General features: G+C 60.9%; 16 protein-coding genes and 1 pseudogene. 5 read left to right on the forward strand and 12 right to left on the reverse strand.

Going from position 1 to position 17,020, the window contains the following annotated elements; genetic code table 11:
- Positions 1-5: 5 nt before the first annotated feature.
- Genes M2400_RS23900 through M2400_RS23925 form a run of 6 tightly spaced genes read right to left on the reverse strand, consistent with a single transcriptional unit; the run spans position 6 to position 5,343 of the window.
- A complete protein-coding gene (locus tag M2400_RS23900; RefSeq protein WP_259198594.1) occupies positions 6-2,399 on the reverse strand; it encodes a fimbria/pilus outer membrane usher protein in 2,394 nt (797 codons plus the stop codon).
- Between the two features lie 41 nt (positions 2,400-2,440).
- Positions 2,441-3,226, reverse strand: coding sequence for a molecular chaperone (locus M2400_RS23905; RefSeq protein WP_177048323.1), 786 nt, complete (start codon positions 3,224-3,226; stop codon positions 2,441-2,443).
- A gap of 26 nt (positions 3,227-3,252) precedes the next feature.
- Positions 3,253-3,753 (reverse strand): spore coat U domain-containing protein, encoded by a 501-nt coding sequence (locus tag M2400_RS23910; RefSeq protein WP_177079362.1) that lies wholly within the window; start codon positions 3,751-3,753, stop codon positions 3,253-3,255.
- A gap of 4 nt (positions 3,754-3,757) precedes the next feature.
- Positions 3,758-4,294 carry a spore coat U domain-containing protein gene (locus M2400_RS23915; protein ID WP_259198591.1) on the reverse strand — a complete coding sequence of 179 codons (537 nt, stop codon included), beginning with the start codon at positions 4,292-4,294 and terminating at the stop codon, positions 3,758-3,760.
- Positions 4,295-4,312: 18 nt separating this feature from the next.
- Positions 4,313-4,858, reverse strand: a complete 546-nt coding sequence (locus M2400_RS23920; RefSeq protein ID WP_177048317.1) for a spore coat protein U domain-containing protein — start codon at positions 4,856-4,858, stop codon at positions 4,313-4,315.
- Entirely contained in the window at positions 4,852-5,343 is a 492-nt protein-coding gene (locus tag M2400_RS23925; protein ID WP_177048348.1) for a spore coat U domain-containing protein, read from the reverse strand. Before M2400_RS23925 ends, M2400_RS23920 begins: the two co-directional genes overlap by 7 nt.
- 229 nt (positions 5,344-5,572) lie before the next feature.
- Here M2400_RS23925 and zapE point away from each other — a divergent pair, with 229 nt between their 5' ends.
- Both zapE and M2400_RS23935 read left to right on the forward strand, forming a co-directional pair.
- A complete protein-coding gene (gene zapE, locus M2400_RS23930) occupies positions 5,573-6,688 on the forward strand; it encodes a cell division protein ZapE (protein ID WP_259198589.1) in 1,116 nt (371 codons plus the stop codon).
- 10 nt (positions 6,689-6,698) lie between these two features.
- Positions 6,699-8,012, forward strand: a complete 1,314-nt coding sequence (locus tag M2400_RS23935) for a leucine-rich repeat-containing protein kinase family protein (protein ID WP_259198588.1) — start codon at positions 6,699-6,701, stop codon at positions 8,010-8,012.
- Positions 8,013-8,135: 123 nt separating this feature from the next.
- Here M2400_RS23935 and M2400_RS23940 read toward each other — a convergent pair whose 3' ends face one another.
- Complete coding sequence (locus M2400_RS23940; protein WP_177048312.1) at positions 8,136-8,843, reverse strand: YebC/PmpR family DNA-binding transcriptional regulator; 708 nt, start codon at positions 8,841-8,843, stop codon at positions 8,136-8,138.
- A gap of 109 nt (positions 8,844-8,952) precedes the next feature.
- Positions 8,953-10,266: an MFS transporter gene (locus M2400_RS23945; protein ID WP_026077889.1), complete on the reverse strand. Its 1,314-nt coding sequence runs from the start codon at positions 10,264-10,266 to the stop codon at positions 8,953-8,955.
- A gap of 267 nt (positions 10,267-10,533) precedes the next feature.
- Between M2400_RS23945 and M2400_RS23950 the strand changes: the two genes are divergently transcribed.
- Positions 10,534-11,406, forward strand: coding sequence for a LysR substrate-binding domain-containing protein (locus tag M2400_RS23950; RefSeq protein WP_003212428.1), 873 nt, complete (start codon positions 10,534-10,536; stop codon positions 11,404-11,406).
- Between the two features lie 118 nt (positions 11,407-11,524).
- Here M2400_RS23950 and M2400_RS23955 read toward each other — a convergent pair whose 3' ends face one another.
- On the reverse strand, positions 11,525-12,382 hold the full coding sequence (locus tag M2400_RS23955) for a LysR substrate-binding domain-containing protein (protein WP_259198582.1): 858 nt from the start codon (positions 12,380-12,382) through the stop codon (positions 11,525-11,527).
- A gap of 112 nt (positions 12,383-12,494) precedes the next feature.
- Here M2400_RS23955 and M2400_RS23960 point away from each other — a divergent pair, with 112 nt between their 5' ends.
- The gene (locus tag M2400_RS23960; RefSeq protein ID WP_259198580.1) at positions 12,495-13,604 is read left to right on the forward strand and encodes a 2-aminoethylphosphonate--pyruvate transaminase; all 1,110 of its coding nucleotides are present in this window, start codon (positions 12,495-12,497) and stop codon (positions 13,602-13,604) included.
- Between the two features lie 14 nt (positions 13,605-13,618).
- Here M2400_RS23960 and M2400_RS33430 read toward each other — a convergent pair.
- Positions 13,619-13,723, reverse strand: a pseudogene (locus M2400_RS33430) (outer membrane lipoprotein carrier protein LolA); the annotation flags it as partial.
- Positions 13,724-13,746: 23 nt separating this feature from the next.
- Here M2400_RS33430 and phnX point away from each other — a divergent pair.
- A complete protein-coding gene (phnX, locus tag M2400_RS23965; RefSeq protein ID WP_259198578.1) occupies positions 13,747-14,574 on the forward strand; it encodes a phosphonoacetaldehyde hydrolase in 828 nt (275 codons plus the stop codon).
- Between the two features lie 135 nt (positions 14,575-14,709).
- Here the strand turns inward: phnX and M2400_RS23970 are convergent, their stop codons facing one another.
- Together M2400_RS23970 and M2400_RS23975 are read right to left on the reverse strand one after the other, a co-directional pair.
- Entirely contained in the window at positions 14,710-15,687 is a 978-nt protein-coding gene (locus tag M2400_RS23970; RefSeq protein WP_259198576.1) for a hypothetical protein, read from the reverse strand.
- A gap of 58 nt (positions 15,688-15,745) precedes the next feature.
- Complete coding sequence (locus M2400_RS23975; RefSeq protein WP_259198574.1) at positions 15,746-16,660, reverse strand: hypothetical protein; 915 nt, start codon at positions 16,658-16,660, stop codon at positions 15,746-15,748.
- Between the last annotated feature and the right edge of the window lie 360 nt (positions 16,661-17,020).

The following is a 17,020-nucleotide window of genomic DNA, read 5'->3' on the forward strand; positions in this document are numbered from 1 at the left end:
TTATCTCATTGGCAAACCAGCGGCCCGATCAGCGGTACCTGCTCCTCGTTGATGTCCAGGTCGAACGTTGCCTGGCAGGTGCGGCCCTCCCCCACGGTGACTTGCAAGGTGTTGTGAGCCGCCAGGTTCTCCAGGTACACCAGGCCATCCCAACCCACCACCGCCCGCGCGCCCGTTTGCTCATGGCGCACCTGGCTGCCCAGGGGCAGGTCCTGATGCCGGGCATCCACCAGGGTGATACTGGCCGCGACTACCCGGCGCAACGGGAACTCCAGCAGGTAGCCACTGCCACGACGCACCGCCACGCGCTGCTCGACGTTGGGGGTCTGCACGTTGACCGGCAGGTTCAGCGGGTCGATTTCATACTTGCCGCGGTAGTAGGCGCTGCTCCACGGCACCAGCAGATGCCCGTTGCGATCGGTCTCCCCCACCAACTGGTTTTCGTAGAGCACCGGCACCCCGGCATAACCGTCGGTGCTCACCACCACGAATGCGTCATTGACCCGGTTGGCCGTGAACACTTGCTTGTCCATCAGCACCAGTGAGCCGCTGGCGTCCGCCCAACGGGTCTCGGCGTCGCTGCTGCCGTACACGCCCGCCTGCAATTGCACCGACTGCATGCGCCAGGTCAGGTCGGCCTGGCGATACGCCGGCCCGTCGCCACTGGCGTACCCCAGGTTGTAGCCCACGCCGCCCTCGGAGGGCACCGCCCGGCTGTAGTTGACCCGCTGGCGGCTCTCGCCGGCCTGGCTGCGTTCGCTGCTCAGGGCCAGGCTGCCGTAGATGTCGAACGGGATCACCAACTGCGCCTGCACGGCCCAGTTGCTGTCGCCGACCTCGCGGTTGGCCGACAGGTAGAAACTGGTGTTGCGCCACAGCTGCTTGCTCCACGTGAGGTTCAACAGCCGGGTACGTGAGTCATCGGCGGCCTGCACATCGAAATAGCCGGCACCGATACTGCCAAAATCGTTGAGATTGAGGCTCAGGGTCACCTGTTCGCTGCGTTTGCTCAGGCTGGCGTAAGGGGTGTCGACCAGGGTCAGGTCAGCGTACTGGTCGCGTCGCTCTACCCGCTGGTAAGACAGGCTGTAGCGCTGGTTGCTGTATTGATAACCGAAGCTCAATTGCTGGCCGGTCTCGCCATCGAACTGGCTTTGGCTGAGGGCCGTGTTGAGCACCCCGAAGTTACCCAGCCGTACGTTGCCGCCCAGCCCGCCCAGGGTCAGGTCGCCCGCGGCTTCGGCATGGCTTTCCAGGGTGAAGTAGTCCGACACGCCGTAGCGAAACGTGCCGCTGGCCACGCCAGGCCCGTAGCCAAAATCCCGGATGGTGTAGTCCCGGCGCAAATTACCGGCCGCCACCGAAAAATCCGTCAGGCCTTTTTGCAACAAGGTGCTGGTGACGTAGAACGGTACCGTGGTTGAAACCTGTCGGCCCAAGGCATCGGTGGTGACCACCACGGCTTCGCCGGCACCGTTGATAAACGGTACGTTGGTCAGGGTGTAGGGACCCGGTTGCAGGTCGGCGCTGCTGGATTTGTAGCCGTTGATAAACAGGTCCACCGACGACGGCACCGCCGCCTCCCCGGCAAACTGTGGCAAGGGATACGTCACCAGGTCCGGGCGAACGCCAAAGTCCCGCGACACTTGCACCCCGCCCAGGCGCACCGAACTGCTCCACGGCAACGCGCCGCTGATCACGTCGCCCGCTTCGTAGGTCAGCAGGCGCTCATCGTCGGAAAAGCGCCAGGTGGTGTCATAACGCCGGTAGCCATTATCCAGGGTGCTGCCGCTGGTTTGGCCGCCGAAGGTGGTGCGGTACTGGCCGGTATTGGAAATCGTGCCCCAGGTATCGAACAGCCGTACTTCGTTGAAGATGCCCAGGTAAGTGCCGGCATCATCGGTGTCATTCAGGTAGGCGTCGTAGTTGAGCAACGCACCGAAACTGGTGAGCGCCTGGGTACGCGGGTAGTTATCGCGGTTGCCGATGAACTGCTCCGGCAACCACGCCGGCGGCACCGTCAGCATCAGGCGCTGGGCCTGGCTGTCGTAATCGGTGTGCAGGCCGGGTACGTGGTCCAGCGCAACTTCGCTGGTGATCTCGGCCGGCAGTTTCATGCCGACGTCCCGCAAGGTCGCCGCCGGCACAAACAAGCCGCCGGCCCTTTGATCCACCGCGACCACCCGGCCGGTGTCCATCTGGTTGACCACCAGTTCGAGGAACAACTGTGCATCGGCAACAGCCTCCATACTGCTGGGGGGCGGTGGCAACGGAGCGGCCACGCCAAGCGGCGCAAGCGCCAGGCCAGACAGGCCGCCCACCACCCACACCGATCGCCATCGACTACGAGCCCAATCAAGGCTCACCAAGGCATTGTGTCCATCAATGGACATCTCCATCCGTTAAGACCAAGGGCTGCTCCCTGCCCTATTTCGTTGCGTTACCGTGCGGGTGCAAGGCTCTCCAGTTGCGTCGCGCCATTGACCCGTACCTGCAACGGCTGGTCGCCCGCCACACCCTCTGGCACCGGCCAGCGCATGGTCGCCCCCGGCAGCACATAGCCCAGCAGGCCGTCCACCAGCGGCCGGGTTTGCCCGCCCTGCTTGAAGGCGACGTCGGTCAGCCGCGCATGCACCGCGCCTTGGTTGCGCATCTCCACATAGTTGCGCCCGCCAACGGTAACTTTCTTCCAGCTCAGGTCAGGCTTGCCCGCCCCCTTGGGGTCGCGCTGACGGGTCGCATCTTCCTTGCTCCACAGGCCTGTACCGTAGGCGAACAAGGGCACGGAATAGCGCATCTGAAAGCGGATCGCGGCGGCGGTCTTGCCATCGGCAGCGGGGGTTTCCGGGGCCGCGGCAGGAATTTCATCGATGATGATCCGGTAGGCCAACTCCTGGCCCGGCGGCACTTCCCGGGTACGGGTCAGGCGCACCAACTGCTTTTGTCCCGGCTCGATCTTCGCCACCGGCGGGCTGCCAATCACATCGCGCTGGTTCTGGTACTGCTCGTCAAACCCGCCCTGGCTCCAGGCAAACACCCGAATCTGCAGGTTGGCGGTCTCGTTACCACGGTTCTCCAACCACAAGGCGCTGGCCTGTTGATCGGCCTCCAGCACCGGGTCAATAGGCCAGATCAGCACGGAGCTGGCGGCCTGTACCTGTCCTGCGCCCAACACTACCCAGCCAACCAAACCCGCAACCCACAACCGCCGGGAAGCTGCACACATAAATCCCACTCCTTCTGCCAATCGCCTTACCAGGACAGCTGCACCTGCAGCACGTCGCTGTACGTCCCCCCAGGCTGATTACCCGGTAACACCACCCGGCCGTAAATCGGCAGGGTTATCGCGTTTGCATTGCTGTAGGCCACGCTCACGCTTTGGCTGATCCCCAGGCTCTGGCTCAGCGCCGCGTCCCGAAACAGTTGATACGCCACCTGGGCACTGCCGCTATTGAGCTGCATGTGCCGGCCGCTGACGTTGTACTTCCCCCCGTCGACGCTCATGTTCAGGGTGACCCCCGGCGTGCATTGCAGCGTGACCCCGCTGCTCAGCGCCACCGACACCGTGCTGGTGGCCAGCGCCGAATAAGTGCCGAACGCCAGGCTGCCGTAATTCGTGCCGCCGCCCACCACCAGGCAGCCCGCGGCAATCGTCGCGCTGACCTGGATCGTCTGGCTGGTCACCGCCAACAACGACAACGGCATCCCGCAACCCGTGATGACCGCCAGCGTCGCCCAGCAAGCCCGCTTCATCGCATTAGAACGTCAGTTGCACGGACACCGTGTCGGTGTAGGTACCGGCCGGCAGCCCCGCCTTGCCCACGGCCTGGCCGTAGATATTCACGGTTTGCGCAACGCCGGTGCTCGGGGCCAGGTTGATGGTGCCGTTGATCGCCAGGATCGATGAGTGCCCGGTGTCGGTGTAGAAGTCGTACGGCACGTAATTGGCGACGCCGTCGTACAACGCCCGAGTGCCGCCGGTGGATTGGCCGTCATGGGAACCCGCGCCCACGGTGATCACCGGCGAGGTGCCCGAGGAACACTGCACCGACAACGCCCCCCCGCCGCCGCCCAGCACCTGGCCGGACTGCGTGGTGAACTGGCTGTTGGTGGTACCGAAATTGATCGTACCGAAGTTCAAACCGGTGGTGCCGCCCGCGCCGTTGACCAGGCAACTGTTGGTCAGGATCAGGGTCGAGCTGATCTGCCCGGTGACCGTGGTGGCCGCCTGGGACCCCGACACCCACACCAGCGCGATTAATGGAAAAACTGCTTTCGAGACAAGTGCATGCATGATGTCCATCCTCATGGTTTACCAATCCAGAGTCACCGTCAGGGTGTCTGTGTAGATGCCGGCCGGTAGGGCCCTGGTATTCGCCACCACCGAGCCGAATACCGGGATCGGTACTTGTGCGCCCTTGGTCACGACGAAATTGCGTTGCTGGCCGATGCTGTAGGTGTTGCGGCCCGCGGGGTCGGCCGAGAGCCGATACGGTATGGTTTGGCGGCCATTGCTCAGGCGCCGGGTAGTGCCGTCGCCATGGGCGCCGCCGTCGATGGTCACGGTGAAACTGCTGACCAGCGAAGGGTTGCAAGACACCGCCAGTGCCGCCTTGTCGCCGTCACTGACGCTGGCCCCCAGGCGGTTGTCCCAGGTGGGCCCATGGCTGCCAAAGTCCAGCACGGCCGAGCCGCCATCAGGGCTGACCGGCGCGCTGTCGGCGCCTTTGCTCACCTGGCAACTGGCGGTGATTACCAGCCGCGCATGAATCTGCCCGTTCACGGCGGCCGCCTGGGCGTCATCCGCCAGGAGCAACAGGCCGCCCAGCGCGATGCAGGCCACGACGCGGCTTACCATGTCACCGTCACTTTGAGCAGGTCGGAATAACGCCCCACCGCCGGGATGTCCTTGAGCGGCTCGATGCGCCCATAGAGGGGCAAGTCCACGCTGCCGGAGTCGGGTACGCGGCCACTCACCGGCACGTCCACGGCCAAGGGGATGCGGCGCGCGGCGTCGGCATAAATTCGGTATGGAATGGGTTTGATCGAAGGGGTAGCGGCGCCCAGGTAGCGCACTTCACCCACGCCGCCATGCAGGCCGCCGTCGACGCGCATCTGATACGGCGTGTCCGGGTTGCACTCCAGGCGCGGCTGGCGCTGGCTGATCAAGGCGGCACTCAACGGGCCTGCCGGGTCATCCAGCCGGGAACTGCTGCCAAAATCCAGCACCCCAAGCTGCTCGATGCCGGCCTCGCGGGCGGTGCCCACCAACTGGCAGCCCCGCTGCACGTCGATGCGCACTTCAACCTGGAGCTGAGCGCCATAAACCGTGTTGCAGAGCATCGCGCTCATGAATGCCAAGACTGCTTGTCCCTTCACTGCCCCAAATCCTTATACAGGGGTGACTGCTGTGTATGAGGGTAGTCACTCAAGGGGATTACGCCAGTCGGATCATTCGTTTGGATCCATTCAGCCATGCCGTTTCCAGATAGCTCGCGGCGCGCATCTCTATTGGTCAAACCGCAACCGGCGCTCTAAAGTGAGCGACCACCGAAACACAGAGTGACAAACATTGGCTGCTTTACCGCCCCTGCTCAAACGGTTGCTGGGTAAACCTGCGGCGAGCGACGCCGACCCCGGCATCGCGGCATTTTTCCAGGACAAGGCCCGCCAACAGGGCTACACCCTCAGCCCCAGCCAGGTGCAGGTCATCGAGACCATGGCCCGGCAAACCGCCCATCTGCTGGCCGGGCGCCCTGCCCGCAGCCTGTACCTGCACGGCGCCGTGGGCCGGGGCAAAAGCTGGCTGCTGGACGGTTTTTTCCAGGCGCTGCCGATTGCCGAGAAGCAGCGCGTGCACTTCCACGACTTTTTCGCCCGCCTGCACCGCGGCATGTTTGCCCATCGCCAGCAGCGCGATGCCCTGGCCACAACCCTGGATGAGCTGCTCGAAGGCTGCCGCGTGCTGTGCTTCGACGAGTTTCATGTGCATGACATCGGCGATGCGATGCTGATCAGTCGCCTGTTCAAGGCCCTGTTCCGGCGCGGGGTCTGGGTGCTCGTGACGTCCAATTACCCGCCGGAAGGGCTGCTGCCGAACCCGTTGTACCACCAGCGCTTCAAACCGGTGATCGAGCTGATCAGTGCACGCATGGACGTCATGGAAGTCAGCGCCCCGCAGGACTATCGAGGCCTCGCCCAGGCCCATGGCGATCAACGCTTCACGGCGGGCCAGTTCGTGTGGCCGGGTACTCCCGCACAACGTGAAGCCCTGGAACTGCCCTCAGCCGATCACGCGCCCATCAGCCTGACCGTCGGTGCCCGGCAACTGATTGCCCGCTGGCAGCAGGGCCGCAGCATCGCCTTCACCTTCAGCGACCTGTGCGACCAACCGACCGCCGTCATGGACTACTTGCAGCTGTGCCGCGATTACGACCGCTGGATCATCGACGGCCTGCCGTACCTGGCGGACTGCCCGATTGCCGCGCAGCAACGGTTCATCAACCTGGTGGACGTGCTCTACGACCAGGACAAACATCTGGTGCTGATCGCCGAGCAGGCGCTGGAGCCATCCCTGAGTGGCCAGGCCATCGATCTGGCGCGCACCGCCAGCCGCCTGGGGCAGTTGCAGAAGATCGGGCCACAACCCGCTATCATGAGCGCCATTCACGCCCCTATTGCCGAGTGACGCGCTGTTCATGGATACCCTTGCCCAACTCAAGGCCGGCCAATTGGCCGGTATCAAACGCCTGGACCTGCGCTGCGGGCTGACCGAGTTCCCCCGGGAAATCTTCGACCTGGCCGACTCCCTGGAAATCCTCAACCTCACCGGCAACGCCCTCAGCAGCCTGCCGGATGACCTGCACCGCCTGCCCCATTTGCGCGTACTGTTCTGTTCGGAAAACGCCTTCACCGAACTGCCCGAATGCCTGGGCCAGTGCGCGCAGTTGAGCATGATCGGCTTCAAGTCGAACCGGATCAGCCACGTTCCGGCGGCCGCCCTGCCGCCCTTGCTGCGCTGGCTGATCCTCACCGACAACTGCATCACCGAGTTACCAAACGAGCTGGGCGAACGGCCGTTGCTGCAAAAACTGATGCTGGCCGGTAACCACCTGGAGCACCTGCCGCAAAGCCTGGCCCAGTGCAAAAACCTCGAACTGCTCCGCATCGCCTCCAACCGCCTGACCCGCCTGCCCGACTGGCTGCTGACACTGCCGAGCCTGACCTGGCTGGCCTACGCCGGCAACCCGGTGGAGATGGCCGTGGAAGAGGCTCGCGTTGACGCGACGCCGAACATTCCCTGGTCCGAGCTGGTGCTGGGCGAAGTGCTGGGGGAAGGCGCTTCCGGGATCATCCGCAAGGCGTCCTGGACACCGCCCACCGGGCCCGCCAAAGCGGTGGCGGTCAAACTGTATAAAGGCAGCATTACCAGTGACGGCTCGCCGCTGCACGAAATGCACGCCTGCATCGCTGCCGGGTTGCATGCCAATTTGATCAGAGTGGAAGGCCGGGTCGTCGAACATCCCGATGGCCAGGCGGCGCTGGTGATGCAACTGATCGACCCGAGCTACCGCAACCTCGCGGCGCTGCCGAGCCTGGCGTCGTGTACCCGGGATATCTACGAACCCACGACCCGCTTCAGCGCCGAAGTGGCGCAGCGCATGGCCCGGGGCATCGCCTCGGTGGCGGCGCACCTGCACGAGCAAGGCATCACCCATGGCGATTTGTACGGCCATAACATTCTATGGAATGAAGCCGGTGAGTGTTTGCTTGGGGACTTTGGTGCCGCTTCGTTTCATGCCACTGCCGACAGCCTGGAAACCAGGGCGTTGCAGCGCATCGAAGTGCGGGCGTTCGGGGTGTTGCTGGGGGAGTTGCTGGAACGGATTGATACGGGGTTAAGCGAGGAGAAACGCTCGGCGCTGGAAGCCTTGCGGGATAACTGCTGCCAGCCGGATGTGCTTGCCCGGCCTGGATTTGCCAAGATAGAGGCTATTTTAGCTGCACGGTAAACCTTGCTTTGAAACTCGGCTCATGTGGGAGCTGGCTTGCCTGCGATGCGGTCACCTCGGTTTCTCTGAACAACCGCGGTGATGCCATCGCGGGCAAGCCCGGCTCCCACACAAGCCGAAGCGTTAGCCCGCCAACCCGACAAACATGTCCTGCACATCATCATGGTTGTCCAGGCCTTCCAGGAAAGCTTCGACTTCAGCCATCTGCTCATCGCTCAAACCGCTCACCGGGTTCTTCGAGATGTAACCCAGCTTGGCCGACAACACAGTAAAACCCTGCTCCGGCAAGGCTTTCTGCACGGCGTCCAGGTCGGTGGTCTCGGTGATGAACAGGGTCGTGCCCTCTTCTTCGCCTTCCTCGAAATCCTGTGCACCGGCTTCAATCGCGGCCATTTCCGGATCGGCGTCCGGGCTGTCCGGCGAAGCTTCGATCAGGCCCACATGGTTGAAGTCCCAGGCCACGGAGCCGGAAGCGCCGAGCTGGCCCTTGCGGAACGCCACGCGGATTTCCGCCACGGTGCGGTTGATGTTATCGGTCACGCATTCAACGATCAGCGGCACCTGGTGCGGGGCAAAACCTTCGTAGGTCACACGGTGGTATTGCACGGTCTCACCGAGCAGACCGGCGCCCTTCTTGATCGCGCGTTCCAGGGTTTCCTTGGGCATCGAGGCCTTTTTGGCCTGCTCCACCACCAGGCGCAAATGTGCGTTGGTGGAGGTGTCGGCACCGTTGCGGGCGGCAATGGTGATCTCTTTCACCAGCTTGCCAAAGATCTTGCCCTTGGCATTGGATGCCGCTTCTTTATGTTTGACTTTCCACTGTGCGCCCATGACTCACTCTCTTATGTCCATCGCGCCGAGACGTCTACTGGCCGGCGCTTTGGGGGCAGAGTTTATAGCGCTGAAACACTCTAATCCACCAAAAAACCGGCCATGCCCCTCAGGTACGCAAGGGATTGATTGCGCGCTCGCGGTCCGGCACGAAGTCGCCCACCTGCGCCAGCACCGCCGGCCTCGCGTTCCAGTAGGGCATCAACACCAGCGAGGAAAACAGCGCGGCGCCGGCAAACACGATAAACACCGTGACCGTGTCGAAGTAGCCCGGCAACAAGCCGCCGAGCACCGCGCCTACCGAGCCGCAGCCATTGACGAACCCCGCCGCCGTCGCACCGGCCTTGGCGGTGCCGAAGTCGATGGCCGCAGTGCTGCTGATCATCGAATCCGGCCCGTACAGGGTCAGGCCCATCACAAACAGCAGCGCCATCACCAGCACCACGCTGCCGGTGTGCAAGGCGCCCATGAACAACGCAAGGGCCACGGTCAGCGCCAGCAGGCTGAGGACACAGGCCGGCATGCGCCGGGCGCCGAAGAGTTTGTCGGAGGCCATGCCGATCATGATCGGCCCCAGCAACCCCGCCAACTCGAACGCCGTGGGCACAATCGCCGCGCCGACCTTGCCCACCGACGGCATCTGCTCATACACAATCACCGGCCCCCACAACAGGATGGCGTAGCGCGCCGGTTTCAACAGAAAGTACGCCAGCCCCAGGGTCAACACCGTGCGGTTGCGCAAGATGGCCCGCAACGGCTCCAGCACACTGGCGTTCTTTTCGGCGACGGTCTGCTCCGGCTCGGGCTCCACCGCCGGCAACCCCACATCTTGTGGCGTGTTGCGCTGGAAGATGAAAAACAGCACTGCCACCACCGCGACCACGGCGGCACTGGAAATAAACGCCGCGTGCCAGGTGCCGATCAGCGTATACGCCCACCATCCGGCAAACGGCGACGCCACCAGGCCGCCAAAGGCGTAGCACGAACTCCACAAGCCCAGCACCCGCCCACGCTGCTGCGCCGGGAAGAAACTGCCAAGGTTCTTGCACAGCCCCGACCACCCGGTGGACTGGGCCAGGCCCTGGATCAACATGCAGGTGACAAAGATCGGCAAGGTGGCAAATGTGCCCATCACCAGGGCGGCGGCGGCCGAAATCAGCAACCCGCCGAGCACCACCACGCGCGGCCCGAAGCGGTCGGCAAGCATGCCCCAGGTGAACTGGCCAACGGCGTAGGCCGCCAGGTAAATGCCATCCAGGTTGGCCATCATCATCTTGTCCAGCGGGAAACTCGGGTCGTCGACGATCCCCAGTTTGGCCACCGAAAAAGCTTTGCGGGTGAAATAGAAGGCCGCGTACGCCAGCCAGGTGATGGCGAAAATCTGCACGCGCCAACGCTTGATGTTACTCAAGGGAGTATTCATGGTGGTTCTGACCTCAGGTGTGAGTGTGCCGGCAGAATGGAAAGCAAACGCCTGTATTTTTATTGTTGAGCACTGCAGTACCGGCGCCTCGGAGGGCGCGGTACTGGTCAGATGAGTCCCGCTGGTAAGCACGCAAAAGACCCATGGCCGCCGAAGTTGTAGGACTCAACCTACGGCGACTGAGGGCTATCAAAGCAATGGCTGACTAATAGGTAAAATCGATTTATCGTATTTCAAATATAAGCTGAGCTTGTAAGAGGATTCGCGATGTCGGTGTCCCACGCCCAACTCAAAGCCTTCCATGCGGTGGCCGTACACGGCAGTTTTACCCACGCCGCCGAACGCTTGTTCCTCAGCCAGCCGGCCATTTCCGACCAGGTGCGCAAACTCGAAGAACGCTTCGGCGTGCTGCTGTTTCACCGCAACAAACGCTCGGTGCGGTTGACCGACCTCGGGGAGCGGCTGCTGAGTATCACCCAGCGCCTGTTTGCGGTCGCAGCCGAAGCCGAGGAGCTGCTGCAGGATTCCCGGGCCTTGCAGACCGGCACCCTGACCCTGGCGGTGGATGCGCCTGTGCACGTGCTGCCGCAGATTGCGCGCTTCTGCCAGTTATACCCGGGCATCAGCGTGAAGATCGAAACCGGCAACACCGATGAATCACTGTTTCGCCTGTACAACTACCAGGCCGACCTGGCGCTGCTGGGCCGCGATGTGGACGACGAGCGGCTGCTGTCACTGCCGTTGCCGGATGACCAATTGCTCGCGTTCGTCGCCCGCAACCACCCGTGGGCGGGGCGCGAGTCGATCTGCCTGGCAGACCTGGACGACACGCCGCTGGTGTTGCGGGAAATCGGCTCGGTGACCCGCCAGACCCTGGAGCAGGAAATGCACCAGGCCGGGTTGCGGATTCGCCCGGCGATCCAGGTGGAAGGCCGGGAAGCGGCGCGGGAGGCCGTGGTAGTGGGGATTGGCGTAGGCGTGGTGTCTGCCGCGGAATTTGGTGCGGATTCGCGGGTGTATGCGATGCCGATCCGCGACTGTACCCAGCGGATGAAGGAAACGTTGGTGTGCCTGAAGGAGCAGAGTTCACGGCGGGTGGTGGCGACTTTTCTGGAGATTGTGCGGGAAAGTTTGCGGTGAACTCAGGGGCCTCATCGCGGGCAAGCCCGGCTCCCGCATGTTGATTTGTGAACATCATTCAACTGTGCGAGCGGGCTTGCCCGCGATGGTGCCTACTCGATCTTCAGCCAACACCCACTCAGGGCGCCAACTCGAAAAACGCCTGAATCAACCGCAACTCCCGACGCCTTTCCATGCACCCGATCACATGCCGGTTCACCAGCCCGTCGCCCTGGATCGGAATCGCATGCACCCGTGGGTCCCGGCTGACCTCCATCGACGACACCACGCCCACACCCAATTCAGCCGCCACCGCTTCCGTCACCGCCTCGCGGCTGTCCAGCTCCAGCAACACCTTGGGCTGCACGCCGGCCATGGCGCAAGCATCGTCAAACGTGCGGCGGGTGATCGAGCTCGGCTCACGCAGCACCATGATCACCTGATCCAGCTGCTCCAGCCGAATCCCCTCAGGCTCTGCCAGCCAAGGATGCCCGGCAGGCACCAGCGCGCAAATCCGTGACTCGATCAACGGCTGCAGGTGCAGGCCCTTGCGCGGTTCCACCTCCGTCAACACCGCCACATCGGCCCGTTCCGACAACAGCGCCGCGAGGGTTTCCTGGGCGTTGCCCAAGCGCAAATTCACGGTAATCCCGGGGTAGCGCTCCCGCAGGCTGGCCAGCATCGGCATGACCATGTGCGGCCCGTCCGCCGCCACCTCCAGGCGCCCGGTGAGCAGTTGCCGGTTGGCCTCCAGCAAGGTCTGCGCCTCTTCCACCAGGCCGAAGATCGCCCGGGTGATGGCCGCAAGCTTGGTGCCCTCCTCGGTCAACTCCACCCGCCGCGCGGTACGCCGCAGCAGCGCAATCTGGTAGTGCTCCTCCAGCGCCTTGATATGCCCGGTCACCGCCGGCTGGCTGATGAACAGCCGCTCGGCCGCCCGGGTAAAACTGCTCTCCCGGGCCACGGCATCAAACGCACGCAGTTGAAACAGGTTCATAGCTATCGGCCTCACTGATAGCTCGCATAACAACAAACAATTTGATTGATGACAAGCCAAACTGCAATTTAGGCGCCGTAACTTCATCCCATTGTTTTGCGAGGACACAAGAATGAGCACTGCCGCGCCGATCCTGCTGACCCCCGGGCCCTTGACCACCTCGGCCCGCACCCGCCAGGCCATGATGGTCGACTGGGGTTCATGGGATGACCGCTTCAATCAACTGACCGCCAGCCTGTGCGAGCAACTGCTGGTGATCGTCAACGGCACCGACAGCCACCATTGCGTGCCCTTGCAAGGCAGCGGCACCTTCGCCGTGGAAGCGGCCATCGGCACCCTCGTCCCGCGTGACGGCAAGGTGCTGGTGCTGATCAACGGCGCCTACGGCAAGCGCCTGGCGAAGATTTGCGAAGTGCTCGGCCGCCCGTTCAGCACCTTTGAAACCGCCGAAGACGAACCCACCACCGCCGCCGACGTCGACCGCCTGTTGCAGGCCGACAAGGGCATCACCCACGTCGCGCTGATCCATTGCGAAACCAGCACCGGGATCCTGAACCCGCTGCCCGAGATCGCCCAGGTCATCGCCCGTCACGGCAAGCGCCTGATCATCGACGCCATGAGTTCCTTCGGCGCGCTGCCGATCGACGCCCGTGAAGTGCCGTTCGACGCACTGATCGCCGCCTCCGGCAAGTGCCTGGAAGGCGTACCGGGCATGGGTTTTGTGTTCGCTCAAAAGCAGGCATTGGCCGCTGCCCAAGGCAACAGCCATTCCCTGGCGATGGACCTGTTCGACCAGCACACCTACATGGCCAAGACCGGCCAGTGGCGCTTCACCCCGCCGACCCACGTCGTCGCCGCATTGCACGAAGCCCTGCTGCAATACAACGAAGAAGGCGGCCTGCCCGCCCGGCACCGGCGCTACGCCGACAACTGCCAGGCATTGCTGGACGGCATGGCCGAACTGGGCCTGCGCAGCTTCCTGCCCACCGCGATCCAGGCACCGATCATCGTCACCTTCCACGCGCCGAAAGACCCGCGCTACCAGTTCAAGGAATTCTACGAGCGGGTCAAGGCCAAGGGTTTCATCCTTTATCCCGGCAAATTGACCCAGGTGGAGACCTTCCGCGTGGGCTGCATCGGCCATGTGAACCAGGCCGAAATGCAAGCAGCTGTGGCGGCAGTCGCCGAGGTGCTGCAAGAAATGAACGTGCTCGACATCTGAGACTGAATCCCCCCTGTAGGAGCGAGCTTGCTCGCGAAAAACCTGAGGGCGCCGCGTTCATCCAGCATGCCAGCGTCATCGTTAACGACCTTCGCGAGCAAGCTCGCTCCTACATGAATCCCCTTTAAACAGGATCTGAACCATGAACTACGCAAACCCAACCCAGCTTCAAGCCGCGATCCTCGACTGGGCCGGCACCGTGGTCGATTTCGGCTCGTTCGCACCAACGCAGATTTTTGTCGAAGCCTTCGCCGAGTTCGATGTGCAGGTCTCCATCGAAGAAGCCCGAGGCCCGATGGGCATGGGCAAGTGGGACCACATCCGCACCCTGTGCGACCAGCCGCAGGTGGCCGAGCGTTACCGCAAGGCCTTTGGCCGCACGCCCACCGACGATGACGTCACCGCCATCTATCAGCGTTTCATGCCGCTGCAGATCGAGAAAATCGCCGAGCACTCGGCACTGATCCCTGGCGCCCTGGAGACCATCGCCAACCTGCGCCAGCAACGGATCAAGATCGGCTCGTGCTCCGGCTACCCCAAGCAGGTGATGGACAAGGTGGTCGAACTGGCCGCCACCAACGGCTACATCGCCGACCACGTGGTGGCTACCGACGAAGTGCCCAACGGCCGACCATGGCCGGCCCAGGCTTTGGCCAACGTGATTGCCCTCGGGATTGATGATGTAGCGGCCTGCGTGAAGATCGACGACACCGTGCCGGGCATCCTCGAAGGCCGTCGCGCCGGGATGTGGACCGTGGCGCTGACCTGTTCCGGCAACGCCCTGGGCCTGACCTACGAACAGTTTCGCGCCCTGGACGCCGGTACGCTGGCCAGCGAACGCACGCGCATCCAGGCGATGTTCGAAGGCTCGCGCCCGCACTACATGATCGACACCATCACCGACCTGCCTGGAATCATCGCCGATATCAACAAACGCTTGAGCGAAGGTGATATGCCCCAGAGCAGTTGATACCCAGCCAGCAGGTGAAAAGCGCTTGCAAAGCAAAAAATCTCACCTTGCCCCTGCAAGGTGAGAAATGAATCATTCATTCTTGCCATCGGACTCTCAATAAAAGAAGTCTCCAGCGAGTTGTAAGCAGTACAACTAAATCAATTCGAATGCACGGTGAGTGAATGACAGACCGCCATAGCCGTAAATGCTCAAATCCTTTAATTTGCTGGGTCCGAACATATCCACATAGCCTCCCTTCATCAGCCCCCCATCTTGCCCTATATCTACCACTCCAATACCACCTTTGGCTTCAAGCTCTTGCCACGTCACTTCACGCATCTGTCCACCCAAGCCTAAACGTTCCAACCCATGTGTAACTATCGAGTCTCCCATGCTATCCAACGCCCCTTCAAAACTTTTGCGCGTGTACTTGGAGCTTTCTATGTCCTGGACTCGTTTGGCGCTCACCGCAAACATAAACACCGTGTCCTGAATCATCCCCGGGTCCGTCCCTCGGAAGTCCAAGGTCAATCGAGCGTGTTCAAGCTCCTTTTTAGTCAAAGTAACTTTATAACCATCTCTCATTTCAATCACGTAAGCATCAGCAGATTCAGCTATGCTTTTATATATGCCAAGTGGGCTCTGGCCATACTTCTCCATCGCCGCCTTTATGCCTGCAAGGTAATGACTGGTACGCTTGACCCCTTCAGTCACCCCATGCCACACATCAGTGGGTTTCTCACCCACCGGCTTGCCGGAAATACCCGAGATTCGCTCGCTCTTCACATTAACTACCGGTACCTCTTTGCTCACCGGATTTATACCCACACTGTTATTATTTGAGTTCACCGAGGTTTTCTGATCAGTCCTCTTCTCGTCGCCTGGGGGTGAATTCTGCAAACGTTCAATAAGGGACATCAACAGAGTGACGAGGCTAACCAAAGTTTCTGCTATACCCGGCGTTGCCGCAGATGGCTGATTGACCAATGGTCCACGCAACACCTCCACATTAGAACTCATAGGGTTCACCGACGGCTTGCCAGGAACAGAAAATCCATGAGGACGTGAAAGACTTAAACATTCATTATTAACTGCCTGACTGGCAGTGCAGGACGTTGAAATACCACTCATTTTAACCTCGCATTAATTATAATACTTCTATTTTTTTTGCAAAACGACGTAGAACCGATCAAACAAGTTCAAAATATTTATGATTATTAAGAAAATTAGACGGCCTTGTACACCCATCCCTCTTTCCCTCGAACGCAAAATTTGTATTACCATCTACAACGATTCCCACACCGCCCTTCATGAGCTTTTCATAAGTAGTAGGACGCAAGTCCCCTTCCAACCCCAAAAGTTTGAAACCGAGCATCGGGTCCAGCCGGGCATTCATAAACTGGATTGCTTGATCATGGCCTTTTTCAGTATCACCGTACTTATTTTCAATTTGCGCTCGCTTGGTGCTCACCGCGTACAGGAAGGCCACGTCCCTGCCCATTCCCATATCAGAATAAGAGTACTTCGATGCCAGTCGCGCATGCCCAAGCTCCTGAAATGTGAGGCTGAGCTTAAACCCGTCTCTCATTACAATGTCATAACCCTTACTGGTAATTTCCACGCTTTTATATATCCCCAGCGGGCTTTGGCCATACTTCATCATTGCAGCCTTGATTACCGCAAGCGTGGATTCATTGCTCAACAAACCAAACATAACACCGTTCCAAATATTGTCTGGCACCTCCCCTACCTTTTTATTGGAAAACCCTGGATAATTTTCAAACTTAGGCGTCACTGGCGCTGTCTTGTCAATTGTTTCCGCCATCAACTTATCCTTCAGCAAGCGATTATTGACGGGCACATCTACCGCCTTCGGCTTACTGTTAAACGTCTGATTAAGGGACGCAATCAGTGCACTTAACAGGGGCAACAAAGAGGCGATTTGCTCCTGAGCCTTAATACTCCCAAGTTCCCCAGTCAATGGGGCATTAATCAAGCGCGACCCGACAGGATCAGCACTTTTTGCTGCTGAAGCAGACCAACCCTGCAACGCTGATTCGACTTTGTAGTTTTCAGCGGCATGCACCGACAAAGAATTAATCATTTAAACTCCAGAAAATAAGCAATATTAAGTTATGCATCACCTTGCGACAACGCCAGATGAAACTCACCTCACAGCAGGCAACAACTGCCGCTCTTACACCGTCCAAAGTAGGACACACCCACGATCCCACGAACTCGCTCTATCATCCAATTCATCTACTCAACAGAATATGTCGCCGTCCTACGCCTAAACGGGAAGCATCGTCACACCCAGAGAGATTTCAATTAAAATACTTAGTCAACAACTAACCATGGACAGTTTGCCAGAAGTACACGCCGCCCCCTCATTTCCGTAAAAAAAACGTCTGAATGCTCAGCATCTGCCGCCCCAGCACAAATCAAGAGAACATACAGACACTTT

It is taken from the genome of Pseudomonas sp. BIGb0558, from assembly GCF_024807515.1.
Taxonomy (GTDB): domain Bacteria; phylum Pseudomonadota; class Gammaproteobacteria; order Pseudomonadales; family Pseudomonadaceae; genus Aquipseudomonas; species Aquipseudomonas yamanorum_A.

Bases quoted from the DNA above. Each gene is read 5' to 3' on its own strand.
- M2400_RS23900 (WP_259198594.1), bottom strand. From the start codon at position 2,399: ATGGAGATGTCCATTGATGGACACAATGCCTTGGTGAGCCTTGATTGG.
- M2400_RS23905 (WP_177048323.1), bottom strand. From the start codon at position 3,226: ATGTGTGCAGCTTCCCGGCGGTTGTGGGTTGCGGGTTTGGTTGGCTGG.
- M2400_RS23910 (WP_177079362.1), bottom strand. From the start codon at position 3,753: ATGAAGCGGGCTTGCTGGGCGACGCTGGCGGTCATCACGGGTTGCGGG.
- M2400_RS23915 (WP_259198591.1), bottom strand. From the start codon at position 4,294: ATGCATGCACTTGTCTCGAAAGCAGTTTTTCCATTAATCGCGCTGGTG.
- M2400_RS23920 (WP_177048317.1), bottom strand. From the start codon at position 4,858: ATGGTAAGCCGCGTCGTGGCCTGCATCGCGCTGGGCGGCCTGTTGCTC.
- M2400_RS23925 (WP_177048348.1), bottom strand. From the start codon at position 5,343: ATGCTCTGCAACACGGTTTATGGCGCTCAGCTCCAGGTTGAAGTGCGC.
- M2400_RS23935 (WP_259198588.1), top strand. From the start codon at position 6,699: ATGGATACCCTTGCCCAACTCAAGGCCGGCCAATTGGCCGGTATCAAA.
- M2400_RS23940 (WP_177048312.1), bottom strand. From the start codon at position 8,843: ATGGGCGCACAGTGGAAAGTCAAACATAAAGAAGCGGCATCCAATGCC.
- M2400_RS23945 (WP_026077889.1), bottom strand. From the start codon at position 10,266: ATGAATACTCCCTTGAGTAACATCAAGCGTTGGCGCGTGCAGATTTTC.
- M2400_RS23950 (WP_003212428.1), top strand. From the start codon at position 10,534: ATGTCGGTGTCCCACGCCCAACTCAAAGCCTTCCATGCGGTGGCCGTA.
- M2400_RS23955 (WP_259198582.1), bottom strand. From the start codon at position 12,382: ATGAACCTGTTTCAACTGCGTGCGTTTGATGCCGTGGCCCGGGAGAGC.
- M2400_RS23960 (WP_259198580.1), top strand. From the start codon at position 12,495: ATGAGCACTGCCGCGCCGATCCTGCTGACCCCCGGGCCCTTGACCACC.
- phnX (WP_259198578.1), top strand. From the start codon at position 13,747: ATGAACTACGCAAACCCAACCCAGCTTCAAGCCGCGATCCTCGACTGG.
- M2400_RS23970 (WP_259198576.1), bottom strand. From the start codon at position 15,687: ATGAGTGGTATTTCAACGTCCTGCACTGCCAGTCAGGCAGTTAATAAT.
- M2400_RS23975 (WP_259198574.1), bottom strand. From the start codon at position 16,660: ATGATTAATTCTTTGTCGGTGCATGCCGCTGAAAACTACAAAGTCGAA.